The sequence below is a fragment of the Nocardia carnea genome (assembly GCF_029869215.1).
Taxonomy (GTDB): Bacteria; Actinomycetota; Actinomycetes; order Mycobacteriales; family Mycobacteriaceae; genus Nocardia; species Nocardia carnea_B.
Window position 1 is genome coordinate 17,256 of the sequence record NZ_JARWPM010000104.1, and the last position, 14,320, is coordinate 31,575.

A 14,320-nucleotide genomic window follows, 5' to 3' on the forward strand; every position below is an offset into this window, starting at 1 on the left:
ACTATGTCGTTGGTATCAGACGCTTCCGGTTCTCGTTCGGTTCCTTCCCATCGCGTCCGGAGCCAGCGGCAGCACAGATGCAGCGGGTCGTCAGGTCGGATCGGACCCGCGGATCGCGGACAGCCAGATTGCTGCCGCGGCCGCCACACACGTGGCACCGGTGAAGGCGGGCAGCCCGCCCCCGGCGACATACACCCACATCAGTCCGATCAGTGGGGCGGCGACCACGGATTGCGCGTCCAGCAGCAGCCTGCGCAGAATTCGCGCGGCCGAATGTGCGCGTTCCGGGGCGGAGGGGTCCGGGCGTGACGGGTTGTCGAGCAGGCGCCCGTGCGGTTCGCGTAGCCGAACCCGGCCTGCCGGGAGGACTCGAATCGATGGCACGCTCGCGGGGCTGCTGCGGATATCGCCGGCCCGTTCGTCCGGGGCTCGATCCGGAGCCGATCCGTGCAGGACGATGCGTGAACCGTCCAACTCGGCCGTGCCACCGGTGAACCCGACCAATTCCGGCGTGAAATAGACAGGTACCCAGCAGACCCGTTCGCGGACCCGGAGCTCCAGCCAGGACCTGCTCTGCAGCCGGAACTCCTGCCGGACCCGCCGCACCGCCGCTGTCCCGTCCGTTCCCGCGCCGTGCCGGACGCCGCCGAACGCGACCGCCAGCCGGTACCCGGTATACCCGGCTATCCCGAGTCCGACGACGGCCAGCGCGCTGAGCTGGTCTGAATCGGCGAACGGCGCCCACGCGGTGAGAACCGCGAAGGCGCCGATCGTTACGGACAGCGGATAGACCAGGGGATGGCCCGATCCACGATTCACTTCAGGAAGCCGACCTTGGTGTAGTCGGGGGACCCCAGACCGAACGCACCCCAGTTGGCGACCTCGTTGCGCTGGGCGACCGTACCGGGCGACTGGGTGATCGGCAGCGAATGCACTTCCTCGAAGATCATCCGGTCGGCCTGGTTGGCGAGTTCGATCGCCTTCTTCGGATCCAGTTCGGAGATGGTTTCCTCGATCAGGGCATTGAGCTCCGGGGAGCCGATCTTGCCCTTGTTCGACAGCGGCACCTCGGGGTTGTAAGCGTAGATCTGCGGCAACGCGCTGAGCGGCAGGATGCTGCCGACCCAGGTGAACTGGGCGATATCGAAGTTGCCGGGGTCGATGATATCGGTGAAAAGCCCTTGGCCTGGATAGGTCTCGATCTTCAGCTCGACGCCGATCGCCGCCAGATTCTGCTGGGCGATCTTGGCGGTCTGCACCCACAGATCCTGCTGGTACATGACATCGCGGATCACCAGTTTGCGGCCGTCCTTCTCACGCACCGTGCCGTTGAGCTTCCAGCCGAGGGCATCGAGCTCCCGGGCGGCCTGTTCGGGGTTGTACGCGATAACTCCGGCGTTGTCCTGATAGCCCTCTTGGCCCTGCATGTAGATGTGGTTGTTCAGCGGTTTGGGATCGCTCACAACACCGAGCTGGGTCGCCGAGGCGATGGCCTGGCGGTCGATCCCCTTCGCGATCGCGCGCCGCAACGCGGGATCTTCGAGAATCGAACCGGGTGCGCCGTTGAAGGTGAAATGCGAGAACCGGGGCAGCGGCGTACGCAGAACCTGGATGCCGGGGGTGTTGCGGGCGGTGGTCACCTCCGCGATACCGGAGATATCCGTGGAATCGAGTTCGTTGTTCTGTACGGCCGCGATCCGGGCCGGGATATCGAGCACGCTGTAGGTGACGGTATCGAGTTTGGGTGTGTCACCCCACCATTTCGGGTTCCGGCCGAGGGTGATGCGGTTCTGCGCCCGGTCGATGTTGGTCACCATGAACGGGCCCGCGCTGAGTGGCATCCCGTTGCGGTAGAAGTCGTTGAATGCCTGCGGGGTCGCGGTGGCGGCTTTCGGCAGCAGGATTCCGAACAGGCCCTTCCATTCCGCGTAGTGCTTGTCGAAAGTGACCACGGCTTGCCGGTCGTCGGCGCCGCGTTCCACTTTTTCCACCCGATCGAAGCCCGAGGTGGCGGCGACGAGGTAGTTGGGGTCCTTCCCACTCTGGGCGTGCGCCTGTGAGGCCAGGTCTTCCCAGGTGATCGGGGTGCCGTCGGACCAGACCGCCTCGGGGTTGATGGTGTAGGTGATGACCTGCGGGTTGGTGCTGGTCATCTCGACACTGGTGAAGAACTTGGTGTCGACGGAAAGCTCACCCTTGGCATCGGAGGTGAACGGGCTGGGCATGGTCCAGGACACCACTTCGGAGGCGTCGGAGTCGGAGTCCACATGCAGGGGATTGAAGGTTTGCGGCAGTGCCGAGATCGTCAGCCGCAGGTTCCCGCCGTCGCGCAGTTCGCTCGGGTCGCGCGGGTTGATCTGGTTGGTGCCGGTGATGGTCACATCACCGGCCTCGGTGCTGTTCGCGCTGCACCCGCTCAGCAGTAAGCCGATCGCGGTGACCGGCACCGCGAGGCGGAGACCGACGGATCGAATCCTCATGAGACTTCCTTCCTGCTGGTGGGGTTCGCCACCGAACCCCTACCACGGTCGACGACCGGTACCGGCACCGCCTCGATCAGCGATTTCGTATACGTATGCCGGGGTTCGTCGAAGATCTGCTCGGCCGGGCCGTATTCGACGATCTTGCCCTGGTACATGACGGCGATATCGTGCGCGAGATTGCGAACCACCGACAGGTCGTGGGAGACGAACAGGTACGACAGGCCGCGCTCGTTCTGCAGATCGCGCAGCAGGTTCAGCACACCGGCCTGGATGGAAACATCGAGCGAGGACACCGGCTCGTCCAGTACCAGCAGTTCCGGGTCCAGGGCGAGGGCGCGGGCGATACTGATGCGTTGTTTCTGGCCGCCGGAGAAATCCGCTGGATACCGGTCGGAGTGTTCGGGCCGCAAACCGACCTGGGTGAGCAACTCGGGTACTCGGCGGGCGATCTCCGTTTTCGGGCGTCCATCGATCTTCAGGGGTTCGGCGATGGCGTCGAATACCGGCAACCGCGGGTCCAGGGAAGCTGTCGGGTCCTGGAAGACGATCTGCATCCGGCGGCGCAGTTCGCGTTTCCGCGCCTTGGTCAGTTCGCCGGTTTCGTGCCCGAGGATTTCGATCCGGCCCGCTTGCGGACGGGCCAGGTTCAGGATCTGTTCGAGGGTGGTCGATTTCCCGGAACCGGATTCGCCGACCAGGGCCAGGGTGCGGCCGGCGCGGACCTCGAAACTGATCCCGTCGACCGCACGTACCTCACCTTTGCGCCGCCGGAAAACCACACCCGAGGTGATCGGATAGGTTTTCACCAGGTCCGAGACGCGCAGCACCACATCGGTTTCCGCCGCAGGACCGGTTTCGGCGGCGGTTTCGTCGATTTCCTGACGGTAGGCCTCGAACAATTCCGCGGTGCCCACTTCGCCCGTGCGGAAACAGGCGGCGCGGTGCCCGCGCGAAGTCTCGGACAACGGCGGCTCGTGGTCCCGGCACAGTGCGACGGCGACCGGGCAGCGCGGGGCGAACGAGCAGCCCGGCGGGAGGTCGTGCATGGCCGGCGGTGCGCCGACGATCGGGATCAGCGGCGTCCGCGCGGGTCCGTCCATCCGCGGTATGGAACCGAGCAGGCCGACCGTATACGGCATGCGCGGGGCGGCGAACAGTTCGGCGGTCGTCGCGGTTTCCACGATCCGGCCCGCGTACATCACCGCGACACGGTCGGCGAGGGTGGCGGCGATACCCATGTCGTGGGTGATCATGATGACGCCCGCGCCGGTGATATCGCGCGCCTTGCGCAGCAGGTTCAGGATCTGTTTCTGGACGGTCACGTCGAGTGCCGTGGTCGGCTCGTCGCAGATGATCAGCGCCGGATCGTTGGCAATGGCCATGGCGATCACCACCCGTTGCCGCATCCCGCCGGAGAACTCGTGCGGGAAAGCCTTGGCCCGTAGTCCGGGGTCCGGGATACCGACGAGGTCGAGCAGTTCGACCGCGCGTTTCGCCGCCGCGGCCTTGCTCATATCGCCATGTGCCAGGAGGGCTTCGGCGATCTGCTCGCCGACCCGGTACACCGGGGTGAGTGCCGAGAGCGGGTCCTGGAACACCATGCTGACCGAACTGCCACGTAATGCGGACAGCTGCCTGTCGTCGAGCCCCAGTAGTTCCCGTCCGCGCAGCCGGATCGAACCGGTCACCCGGGCCTGGTCGGGGAGGAGTCCCATTACGGCCAGTGAGGAAACCGATTTGCCGGAACCGGACTCACCGACTATCGCCAGTACTTCCCCGTCGGAGACGGTGTAGTCGACGCCGCGTACCGCCTCGATCCGGCCCTCCTCGCTGGGGAAGGAAACCCGCAGATCCGCGACCTCGAGAAGTGGGGTATTGCCGGCCGCGGCGGCGCCGGGCGAATCAGCGGCGGGCTGGGCCATCGTCGTATCTCCGCTCATTGCCGCACGCTTCCCGATTCGGTGCTCGCCGATCGCTGTGCCTTACGTGCTTTGCGGGACGGCCGGGAACGGGCCCGTTTCGCACTGGGGTCGAACGCATCGCGCAATCCGTCGCCGACCAGGTTCGCGCACAACACCGTGATGATCAGCAGGCCGCCGGAGAACAAGAAAAGCCACGGGTAGGTGAGCGCGGTATCGGTGCCGACCGCGATCAGCGACCCGAGTGAGACATCGGGCGGCTGCACGCCGAATCCAAGGAAGCTCAAACCGGTTTCGGCCATGATCGACGCGCCGACCGTCAGGGTGGTGTCGATGATCAGGATCGAGGCGATATTCGGGACGATATGGCTGAGGATCACCGTTCGGGTCGGAGCGCCCATATACCGGGCCGCGCGGACGAATTCGCGGTCGCGCAGGCTCAACGTCAGACCGCGCACGATCCGGGCGCTGATCATCCAGCCGAACACGGCGAGCAGGACGATCAGCAGCAGGATCGAGCCGCTGCCCTTGGTGCGCGGCGCGAACAGCGCGACGATGATGAAACTCGGGACCACCAGCAGCAGGTCGACGATCCACATGAGGACCCGGTCGGTCCAGCCGCCGAGCAGTCCGGCGACAGCGCCGACCAACGCGGCGATGGTCGTCGAGATGATCGCTACGCAGAACCCGATGAGCAGCGATTTCTGTAGTCCGCGCAGGGTTTGCGCGAGAACGTCCTGCCCGATCTGGGTGGTGCCGAACGGATGTTGCGGGCTCGGGGGCTGCAACAGGGCTGTGGGGTCGAGGTCCTGATAGTCGTAGGGCAGCAGCGGCGGGAGCGCGAACCCTGCCAGTACCAGCAGAATCAGCACCACCGCACCGACCACCGCGGGCCGGTTGCGCAGGAACCGTCTCCAGACCAGTTTGCGCCGGCCCGACGCCGCGACCGCCGGTGCGCCCTGGACGATGATCTCTGCTTCGGTCATTGCGCCCCCGTATCGGGATCCGTTCGCCCGGCGTATGCGGGCCCTGCGTGGTGCCGCCGTGCCCCCGACTGCCTCATGCCACACGCACCCGGGGGTCGAGGATCGCGTACACGATGTCGGAGAGCAGGCCCGATATCAGAACGACCAGTCCGGCGAAAACGGTCACCGTGACCACTACGTACACATCCTGCGCGTTGATCGAATCGACCAGCCATTCGCCGACGCCGTGCCAGCCGAAAATCTTCTCGGTGAAGGTTGCGCCGGTGATCAATCCGCCGAGGCTGTAGGCGAACAGCGTGGCCATCGGAATCAGCGCGGTGCGCAGACCGTGTTTGTACAGCGCCTTGGTGCGGGTGAGACCCTTGGCGCGGGCGGTGCGGATGAAATCGCTCTGTAGTACGTCGAGCATGGCGTTGCGCTGGTAGCGGCTGTATCCGGCCATACCGCCGAGCGCGATCGCCAGTGTCGGCAGAACGAGATGCTGAAGCCGGTCGACCATTTGCGCGCCGAATCCTTCGATATGACCCGCCGACGTTTCGCCCGTGTACAGCAGGACTTGCTGCCCGGCCAGTGCGTTGATTTCCAGTGCGCCGTATTTCAACAAGGTGGCGAGCAGGAACACCGGTGTCGAAAGAATCAGCAGCGAAACCACGGTGGTGAAGTAATCGCTGAATTTGTACTGCCGGATCGCGCCCGCCGCACCGATCAGCACACCCAGTACCGTGCCCACCACCGAACCGAGGATGAGCAGGCGCAGGCTCACCGCCACCCGCCGCGGCAGCTCCTCGCTCACCGGCTGACCGGACAAGGTGGTTCCGAAATCACCGCGGACGGCGCCGGAAACCCAGATCAGATAGCGCTGCGGAACAGGATCGTTCAGGTGCAGCTCTTCGGCCTTCGCGTCGATCACCGACTGCGGCGGCCGCGGATTGCGCTGTTCCAGGCTTTCCAGCGGGTTGAAGGTCAGCGAGGCCACAGTGAAGGTCAGGAACGACGCCAGCAGCAACAGCACGACGTAGTTGAGTGCGCGTCGCAACAGAAAGCCGGCCATCGTTCCCCTCGATATCAGGTGTAGCCCCTGATCATAGGGAGCGTTGCCGCACACTGCGCGCCGGATGGCACGCTGCGTGTTCACATCCGCGACTCGGCAGCGTGGGAGGCGCCGGTCCCTTCGCGGGGCGACACAGCAGAATGGAACGGGTGACCGCAACGCAGCTGCCCAAACCCAAACTTGTGGCCTCCGACGTGGACGGCACCCTGATCGACCCGTACGAGCGGGTCACCGCGCGGACCAGGGACGTCGTCGGGGCGCTGGTGGCCGACGGAGTGCAGTTCGTGCTGGCCACCGGGCGGCCGCCGCGCTGGATCGCGCCGGTGGTGGCGGGGCTCGGGTTCGCGCCGCTGTGTGTCTGCGGGAACGGGGCGGTGCTCTACGACGCCGAGACCGACCGGGTGCTGAGCACCACGGTCCTGGATGTACCGACGCTGGCCTGGCTCGCCGATCTCGCGGAAGAGGTCCTACCCGGGTGCGGGCTCGCGGCCGAACGTGTCGGGAGCAGCGCGCACGATGCGGCGACCCCGCAGTTCGTGAGTTCGCCGCAGTACGTGCACGCATGGCTGAACCCGGACGACACCGCGGTCGCCCGGGAGGAGGTGATCGACTCCCCGGCGATCAAGATGCTGATCCGGCTGCCCGGTATGAGCAGCGGTGAGATGGCGGGCAAGCTGGCCGGCCCTATCGGTGAACGAGCGGATATCACCTTCTCGACCGACCACGGGCTGGTGGAGATCTCCGCCCCGGGGGTTACGAAGGCCCATGGATTACAAATCATCGGTGAGCGATTCGGGATCGAGCCCGCCGATATGATCGCGTTCGGCGATATGCCCAACGACGTCCCGATGCTGCGGATGGTCGGGCTGGGGGTGGCGATGGGGCATGCGCACCCGGACGCGCTCGCGGCCGCGGACGAGATCACGGGGTCCAACGATGAGGACGGGGTCGCGCGGGTCTTGGAACGCTGGTGGCCTCGGGAACGCGAGAGTTTCTGAGCAGCACGTCCGGGCAGTTCCGAGGATGTGCGGGCAGCGCACGGTTCCGACAGCCCTGTGGACAGCGCCGACCGTAGGCACAGTCGGCGCTGTCGTCTGTCGGGCGGTCAGGCAGCCGGTACTGGCGGCGCAGGTTCGTCGCCGGGTGCGTATGCCGGTGGTGTCTGCGGCGCAGTGGTGTTCGCCGGTGTCCGCGGTTGCTCCGCCGGGGTGCCGAGAGCCGGTGCCGCGTGTGCGGCGCTGTCGCTCGCCGGGTGAGCCGGTGATTCGTGGATCGGTGCGGCGGCGGGCGGTGACGGTACTCCCGTTACAGGGTCGGCGGGTGCCTGCCGAGGCTCCGGTGACGTGACCGCCGGTGCCGGCTGTGGGCTTGGGGCCGGTACGGGGTTGTCGGATGACTGCTGGTGTCCCGGCCCGGGGGCAGAGGCCGCCGGTGCCTGCTGGAGTTCCGGCGCCGCATTCGCGGGCGTCGGGTGGGTGTCCGGCGCGGGTGCCGCGATGGCCGGTGCCTGCTGGTGGCCGGGGGCGGGTGCGGCGAGAGCCGGTGCGGGCGGAACTGTTCCGGGCGCCGCGGGAACGCCCGGGGCCGCCTGCGGGTGCGGTGGTGTGCCGGGTGCTCCCTGGACCTGCTGCTGGTTCAGTTCGTTGTAGGTCTTCCAGAGCGTGGTGACGATATCGGTGGCCGTGTTCAGGATCAGCGAGCCGTTCTGGAAATCGGCGCGCAGACCCTCCGGCACCGGGTACGGGCTGGTCAGCGGCAGTCCCAGGGCGCCCGCATCGGCGCCGAGTTCCAGGAAGCGGTCCAGGATCTTGCCCACCACCTCGTGGGCCTGCCCGTCGGGGGTGGTGTAGACGTAGCCGTTGACGAACTTCGCGTACTGCTGGCCCTGTGCGGCGGGCAGCGGTTCGGAGGCCGCCTGCCCGAGCGGCCCGTCGGGGCCGCCCTTGGACGCCCAGTACCGGGCGATGAGGTTGTCGTCGACCATGGTCAGCAGTTTCGCGGTGAGGTCGGCGAGGGCGGCCAGATCGGATCGGGAGGCTTGGCTGCGGGGTGCCTGGGCCTGCGACTGGGTCTGCCCGGCCGCGCCCGCGGCGATCGTGCGGATGCGGTCCATCTGGGCGTAGGCCGCATCGCCCGGGCAACTGGTGTTGCCTACGTCGCGGTGCGCGAACACCACCGGCAGGTGCACCTCCTCGCCCTGGGCGTACGGGGTGAACTCGGTGCCCTCCGAGTACATGGTGGTCTCGCCCAACGGGTCGAGTCCGGCGATGCGCGCGCGCCAGCCGACGAATTTCCCGGTCGCGTCGATGGCAGCGTCGGTGGGTTGTTCGGCCTGGTAGTCGCCCATGATCGCGACCCCCGAGGTGTTCTCGTTGAAACCACCGGCGTGCGCGCCCTGCACCGGTTCGTTGAGGCCGCCGTAGCGGCCCTCGAAGATCTGCCCGTACTTGTCGACCAGTGCGTTGTAGCCGATATCGCACCAGCCCAGGGTTTGTGAATGGTAGGCGTAGATGGCGCGCACGATCCCGGCCGATTCGCCCTTGCTGTAGTCGTTGCGGCCGGCGGTGTGGTGCACGGTGATACCGCCGAGGCCGTCGTCGTAGGTGGGTTCCTGGCAGCGGATCGATTCGTCGGCGCCCCATTGGTTACGGGTGATCACGCGGGGGCCGCCGCCGGGCAGGGCCGCGGCGATGTCCTGGAGCTGGTCGTCGACGGCGCCGCGGCCGGGGTCGATCAGGACGGCGGTGAGGTCGGGTGGAGCCTGTTCACCGGCCGCCGCCGGAGTGGGCTCCAGCCCGCCGCCCGGGTTCTGCCGGGGTTTACGGGTGACCAGTACCTGCACGGCGGTGGTGTTGCCGACGTAGATCGGGTCGGTTCCGGCGGGAGCGCCCGCGGCCACGCCGTCGGCGCCGTCGATCGGGCCGGCCTCGTACCACTGCCCCCAGGCGCCGTCGGGTTGTTTGGCGCGCACCATCACGGTGGTGTTCGCCAGATCGGGCGCGGTGAGCGCGATCATGCTGAACGGTTCCTCCCGGGTCAGTTCCTTGACCTGGGCGCCGACGGCGTTCATGAATTCGGGGGGGATGACACCGGGGGTGAGCGCGGGCGTGTCGGCGGCCGGTGTGCCGCCCGGACCGCCGGTGACGAAGCCGAGCCCGGGCCGCCGGCCGGGCATCCCGGCGCCCGGCCCGGGGCTGGTGGGGGACGGGGTGAGCCCCGGCAGGTCCAGCGCCTGCAGATCGGAGAGGTGCAGGTCGGGCAGGTCGAGGCCGGTGAGTTCGCCCAGCGGCAGGACGATATCGGGTGCGTTCTTCAGGGCCAGTTGGGTGAGCAGCGGCGGTACGGCGGTGAGTTCCACCTGGTCGGCCGGTTTCCCGGATTCGGTGACCGTGGGGACCAGGATCGGGCCCGCGACCGCAACTAGCGCGACAACCGGCAGGACATAGGAACGCTTCGGTTTGCGGTAGGGCACGAGCGTCTCCAATCAGGGTTGCAACCAGTGATCGGTGAGCAAGTCATGCTTGCGTACTCGAGTCTCACGGACCACACTAGCAACATTCGTCACAGATCTAAACCTGAGGTTGAGGCTTACCTGGTCGCTCGAATGTAGCTCCCGGATCGTGGCCGGTCGAAACGACATGCCGACGTCGTGTCGAGGCAAACGTCCGGGCAAAACGATGGGAGTGCACGGATGCCATACCGAAAGAACATAACTCGGCCGAAAGGTCCACTGCGACTTTCGAATCCGCTGGTAGTGCGCAGAATGCCGGAATCGATGCGGGATCGGCGGATTCGACCGGGTCCGATGTTCGCCTGCGGGGCCACGGCACTGCTGGTCGGTGGAGCGCTGCTGACGCCCTTCACAGGCGAGGTATACCGGATGATTGCCGAGGCCGGGCCGGGGCACGGCCGGGGGCTGAGTCAGCACGGCGCGCTGCAGAACGCGCGCAGCGGTCAGAATCCGGAGCAGATCCTCTCCCACTACTACCCGGGCGCGGAGATCGGGACCATCGGCCCGGCATCGGTCTCGGTGCGGCTGCAGGGCTACGACGGCGCCGAACCGGTGGTCTATGCGGACGCGGGTGCGCGCGTCGCGGGTCGCGTGCTCAACGCGGGCGAGGCGGCCCGGCTGATCCCGCTGCCCGACGGCGGCGCTCGCGTGGTGGTGACCGACGGTTGCGCGGGTGCGGTGCTCTGGGAGACCTCCGTCGGCGACCCCTGGGTCTACCCGATCGACCCGAATCCCGGCCGCCCGGCGAACGAGCACCTCACCCTCTGCGACGGCGGCGCCTACCGTGGCTCGCTCGGCGTGGCGACCGAGAACGGCGAACCCCGCACGGTCAACCGGGTGGACGTACAGGACTACCTGCTCGGTGTCGTTCCGGCGGAGATGCCGGCCGATTGGGCTCCCGCGGCCCTCGAGGCGCAGGCCATCGCCGCCCGCTCCTACGCCCTGGCCGAAACCCGCTGGCCGTACGCGCAGACCTGCGATACCACCGACTGCCAGGTCTACAGCGGTACCGCGCAGGAGGATTCGCGGACCACCGCGGCCGTGGCGGCCACCGCGGGCCGGGTGCTGCTGCGTGACGGGCGGATTCTGCGGGCCGAGTATTCGGCCGCACCCGACGGCGGCTCGCCCGCCGATATCCAGACTTTCGAGGTGGGTCCGACACCCGCGGAACTCACGGTCGTGACGCCGCACCCGGCGCCGCCCGCGCATCCCGAAACCCAGGCCGCGCTGCCGGACGGTTCCTCGCCCGGGCTGCCCGCGGAAGCCCGGCCCCCGGTCTCGCCGGAAGGCAACAAATCCGCGCCCGGGACGGGTGCCCCGGTGCCGCGGACTCCGGAGGGCAGCCTGCCACTGTCGCCGGACGGCAGGAATCCGGCGCTGCCCGGGGTACGACCGGGGGAGACCCCGTCGCCGATCGATACCGCCTACGCGGAAATGGGCGGCGCGCGCAGTGCGGTCGGCCTGCCCGTCACACCGGAGATGCCCCTGCCCGACGATGCGGGCAGCTACCGGTTGTTCGAGAACGGCGTCATCATCTACACGCCCACCCTGGGCGCGCAGGTGGTGGATTTCACGACGTTGATGCAGCTGGTGCCGGACCTCGAGGATCCGGCGGTGGGCAGTGCCGACGACGGTGCCGGCGAACCCGGTGCGGCCGGATCGGGTAACTCGGGCGAGAACCGCAGCGAGCCCGGAACAGCCGGACCGGACGGCGCGGGTGCGCCGGGGAGCGAGCCCGGAACGGACGGCGCGGGTGATTCCGGTGCGACCGGTACCGCACCGGGCCGCGTTCCGGCCGGTCGGGCGGGAGCCGGGGACGCGCCGGATTCCAGCCCGGGCGCATGGCTGCCGGGCGACCTTCCGGCAGCCGTACCCGGCGCGCCGACGATCCCGATGGATCTGGAGGTGACCGACCTCTCCGACGGATGAGCCACCGTCTCGACGGCTCGGTCTCGACCGAAATCCTTGTCAGCCCGGCTCGTCGAGGTCGGGCTGACAAGGCGATGGAGGACTGGTTCGGACACGAGCGGTTTCTGTCGGTGGTTGGCGCTACCGTGCGCGTGTGCAGCTACGGTACAACTTCCGTATCCATCCGACGCTGGACCAACAGATCGCGTTGGCTCGGGCGTTCGGGTGCGCGCGGGTGGTGTACAACGACAACCTCCGGGTCCGGGAGGAAGCACATATAGCAGGGAAGGTTCTCGCTGACACCAGCATTCAGCGCTTGGTCGTGACCGAGGCCAAGCGGACCGTCGAGCGGGCGTGGTTGGCTGAGGTGTCATCGGTGGTTCTGGTGCAGGCCTGTCAGGATGCACGCATGGCGTACCGGAACTGGTTCGACTCCATGTCGGGAAAACGGCAGGGCGCGAAGCTGGGAAAGCCTCGCTTTCGGTCCCGCAAAGACAAGCGGCAGACGATCCGGCTCACCCGCAACGGGTTCTCGCTCCGAGACAACGGTCGGCTGTATGTTGCCAAGGTCGGGGAGGTGAAGGTGGCGTGGTCGCGGGATCTGCCGTCGGCTCCGTCGTCGGTCACGATTGTCAAGGACGCGGTGGGCAGGTATTTCGCGTCGTTTGTGGTGCGAGTTTGTGCGAAGCCGTTGCCCGAGACCTCGGCCGAGGTCGGTATCGATCTTGGGTTATCGACTTTCGCGGTGCTGTCGGACGGTAAAACTATCGCTTCGCCACGGTTTCTGCGGCAGGCGGAGCGGAAACTCCGCAGGGCGCAGAAAGCTTTGTCTCGCAAAGACGTAGGTTCCAAGAATCGCGCCAAGGCCCGGATACGGGTCGCCAAGACTCACGCCAGGGTGGCCGACATGCGCCGAGATTGGGCGCACAAGAACTCCACGGCGATCATTCGCGAAAACCAAGCGGTGTTCGTCGAGGACTTGTGTGTGAAGGGTCTCGCGCGCACCCGGCTGGCGAAATCTGTGCATGATGCCGGGTGGGGAATGTTCACCCGCATGTTGGAGCAAAAAGCGGGGCGGTACGGTCGCACCTTCGCCAAGGTGGACCGGTTCTTCCCGTCGAGCCAGTTGTGTTCGGCCTGCGGGGCGATCGATGGCCCGAAACCGTTGTCGATCCGTTCTTGGACTTGTCAGGGGTGCGGTACGGTCCACGACCGAGACCGCAACGCCGCCAGTAACATCCTCGCCGCCGGACGGGCGGAGAGGCTAAACGCCTGCGGAGGAACGGTAAGTCCGGCCGCTTAGCGGAAGGCACGTTCCGGTGAAACAGGAACCAACCGGAGAACCGCGGGGTTCTGGAGGAACCCAGCGTTCATAGCCGGGAGGACGTCAAGTTGCGTCAACTGCACGCAAAATTGCGAGGTCGCCGAGTGCTCGGCCTCGGCCAATGCGGACGGCCGCTTTTCACAATGCGGGGATTGTCCCGGCGGCGAACTGTGCTGTGGCACGGTAGAGTTCCGGGAAATTTCGACGAGGGGGAGGTCCCATGAGTTATCCGTACGGTCAGCCGCCGCACCAGCCGGGATACCCGGCCCCGGGTCCCGGCTACCCGGCACCCGCCTACGCCGCCGCCCCCGGTCCGTACGGGTTCCAGCAGCCGGCACCGAGCGGGGGAACGGGAATCACCGCGGGGATCCTCGCGTTGCTGGGTGCGCTCTCCAGTATCGGTATGGCGATCTCCATGTTCATCCTGGCCGCCGCCACCTCCGAGAGCTCGCTGACGAACGGGGCCGTGCTCGCCACCGGCGCCCGCCGGCGCAGCAGTTCCTCGAGCAGTAGCAGCAGCGGTCCCGACGTGGATCTGGATGTGGACTTCGAGGGCGTCGGCGTCGTCTGGGGTATCGCCTACCTCGTTATCGCGCTGGCTCTGCTGATCGGCGGTATCGCGCTGCTGCGGCGCAGCAGCGCGGGGCGGATCACCGTGATCGTCGCCTGCGTCGGCTTCGTGATCGTCTCGATCTTCGGCTTCGGGCTCACCGCGATCGTCGGTGGCGCCTTCGCCGTGCTGACCCTGATCCTGGCGGCGCTCGGCTCCACCAAGCAGTGGATCGATGCAGGTCGCAGGCCTGCGATGGCCGGCGGTTACGGCCCCGCCCCGTACGGCTACTGAGCCTCGGCGTTTCGCCACGAACGCCCCCTTCGCCCGGGGGGCGGGCGCCCCCCCCCCCCCCGCACCGTTATTTAAGCCCCCCCCCCCCCCGCGGCCCCCCCCCCCCCCGCCCCCCCCCCCGCCGCCCCCCCCCCCCCCCCCCCCCCCCCCCCCCCACGGCCGGGGCCGGCTGCCGAAGGTCTGTCCGGCGATGCCGGTGCCGGCCTCACCGATTTCGAACGCGCCGTCGCGGCGCTGACCGGCGACGATATCGCGCGACTCAACAGCCTCGGCGGCGCCGACGACGAGGACGAC

Annotated in this window: 10 protein-coding genes; 4 read left to right on the forward strand and 6 right to left on the reverse strand. The window is 67.6% G+C overall.

Annotated features, from left to right (window positions below; genetic code table 11):
* Positions 1 to 90 precede the first annotated feature (90 nt).
* The 5 genes from QH276_RS06010 to QH276_RS06030 all read right to left on the reverse strand — a co-directional run bounded on the left by QH276_RS06010 (position 91) and on the right by QH276_RS06030 (position 6,439).
* Entirely contained in the window at positions 91 to 819 is a 729-nt protein-coding gene (locus QH276_RS06010) for a hypothetical protein (protein ID WP_280402672.1), read from the reverse strand.
* Positions 816 to 2,480: an ABC transporter family substrate-binding protein gene (locus tag QH276_RS06015; protein ID WP_280402673.1), complete on the reverse strand. Its 1,665-nt coding sequence runs from the start codon at positions 2,478 to 2,480 to the stop codon at positions 816 to 818. The genes QH276_RS06010 and QH276_RS06015 overlap by 4 nt, the downstream gene beginning before the upstream one ends.
* On the reverse strand, positions 2,477 to 4,405 hold the full coding sequence (locus tag QH276_RS06020) for an ABC transporter ATP-binding protein (RefSeq protein ID WP_280402680.1): 1,929 nt from the start codon (positions 4,403 to 4,405) through the stop codon (positions 2,477 to 2,479). The genes QH276_RS06015 and QH276_RS06020 overlap by 4 nt, the downstream gene beginning before the upstream one ends.
* Before the next feature lie 14 nt (positions 4,406 to 4,419).
* Positions 4,420 to 5,388, reverse strand: a complete 969-nt coding sequence (locus tag QH276_RS06025; protein ID WP_280402674.1) for an ABC transporter permease — start codon at positions 5,386 to 5,388, stop codon at positions 4,420 to 4,422.
* A gap of 73 nt (positions 5,389 to 5,461) precedes the next feature.
* Positions 5,462 to 6,439, reverse strand: coding sequence for an ABC transporter permease (locus tag QH276_RS06030; protein ID WP_280402675.1), 978 nt, complete (start codon positions 6,437 to 6,439; stop codon positions 5,462 to 5,464).
* 140 nt (positions 6,440 to 6,579) lie between these two features.
* Here QH276_RS06030 and QH276_RS06035 point away from each other — a divergent pair, with 140 nt between their 5' ends.
* Positions 6,580 to 7,437: an HAD family hydrolase gene (locus QH276_RS06035; RefSeq protein ID WP_280402676.1), complete on the forward strand. Its 858-nt coding sequence runs from the start codon at positions 6,580 to 6,582 to the stop codon at positions 7,435 to 7,437.
* Between the two features lie 107 nt (positions 7,438 to 7,544).
* On the opposite strand, the gene QH276_RS06040 is transcribed toward QH276_RS06035, so the two are convergent.
* On the reverse strand, positions 7,545 to 9,911 hold the full coding sequence (locus tag QH276_RS06040; RefSeq protein ID WP_348536679.1) for an N-acetylmuramoyl-L-alanine amidase: 2,367 nt from the start codon (positions 9,909 to 9,911) through the stop codon (positions 7,545 to 7,547).
* Positions 9,912 to 10,244: 333 nt separating this feature from the next.
* Here QH276_RS06040 and QH276_RS06045 point away from each other — a divergent pair, with 333 nt between their 5' ends.
* The 3 genes from QH276_RS06045 to QH276_RS06055 all read left to right on the forward strand — a co-directional run bounded on the left by QH276_RS06045 (position 10,245) and on the right by QH276_RS06055 (position 14,026).
* Positions 10,245 to 11,879, forward strand: a complete 1,635-nt coding sequence (locus tag QH276_RS06045) for a SpoIID/LytB domain-containing protein (RefSeq protein ID WP_280402677.1) — start codon at positions 10,245 to 10,247, stop codon at positions 11,877 to 11,879.
* A gap of 133 nt (positions 11,880 to 12,012) precedes the next feature.
* Positions 12,013 to 13,161: an RNA-guided endonuclease InsQ/TnpB family protein gene (locus QH276_RS06050; protein ID WP_280402678.1), complete on the forward strand. Its 1,149-nt coding sequence runs from the start codon at positions 12,013 to 12,015 to the stop codon at positions 13,159 to 13,161.
* A 241-nt stretch (positions 13,162 to 13,402) separates the two neighbouring features.
* Positions 13,403 to 14,026, forward strand: a complete 624-nt coding sequence (locus tag QH276_RS06055; protein WP_280406659.1) for a hypothetical protein — start codon at positions 13,403 to 13,405, stop codon at positions 14,024 to 14,026.
* Positions 14,027 to 14,320 lie beyond the last annotated feature (294 nt).

What these genes read in the sequence shown, in the direction of transcription:
- QH276_RS06015 (WP_280402673.1), bottom strand. Translation starts at nt 2,480, where the DNA reads ATGAGGATTCGATCCGTCGGTCTCCGCCTCGCGGTGCCGGTCACCGCG.
- QH276_RS06020 (WP_280402680.1), bottom strand. Translation starts at nt 4,405, where the DNA reads ATGGCCCAGCCCGCCGCTGATTCGCCCGGCGCCGCCGCGGCCGGCAAT.
- QH276_RS06025 (WP_280402674.1), bottom strand. Translation starts at nt 5,388, where the DNA reads ATGACCGAAGCAGAGATCATCGTCCAGGGCGCACCGGCGGTCGCGGCG.
- QH276_RS06030 (WP_280402675.1), bottom strand. Translation starts at nt 6,439, where the DNA reads ATGGCCGGCTTTCTGTTGCGACGCGCACTCAACTACGTCGTGCTGTTG.
- QH276_RS06035 (WP_280402676.1), top strand. Translation starts at nt 6,580, where the DNA reads ATGGAACGGGTGACCGCAACGCAGCTGCCCAAACCCAAACTTGTGGCC.
- QH276_RS06045 (WP_280402677.1), top strand. Translation starts at nt 10,245, where the DNA reads ATGTTCGCCTGCGGGGCCACGGCACTGCTGGTCGGTGGAGCGCTGCTG.
- QH276_RS06055 (WP_280406659.1), top strand. Translation starts at nt 13,403, where the DNA reads ATGAGTTATCCGTACGGTCAGCCGCCGCACCAGCCGGGATACCCGGCC.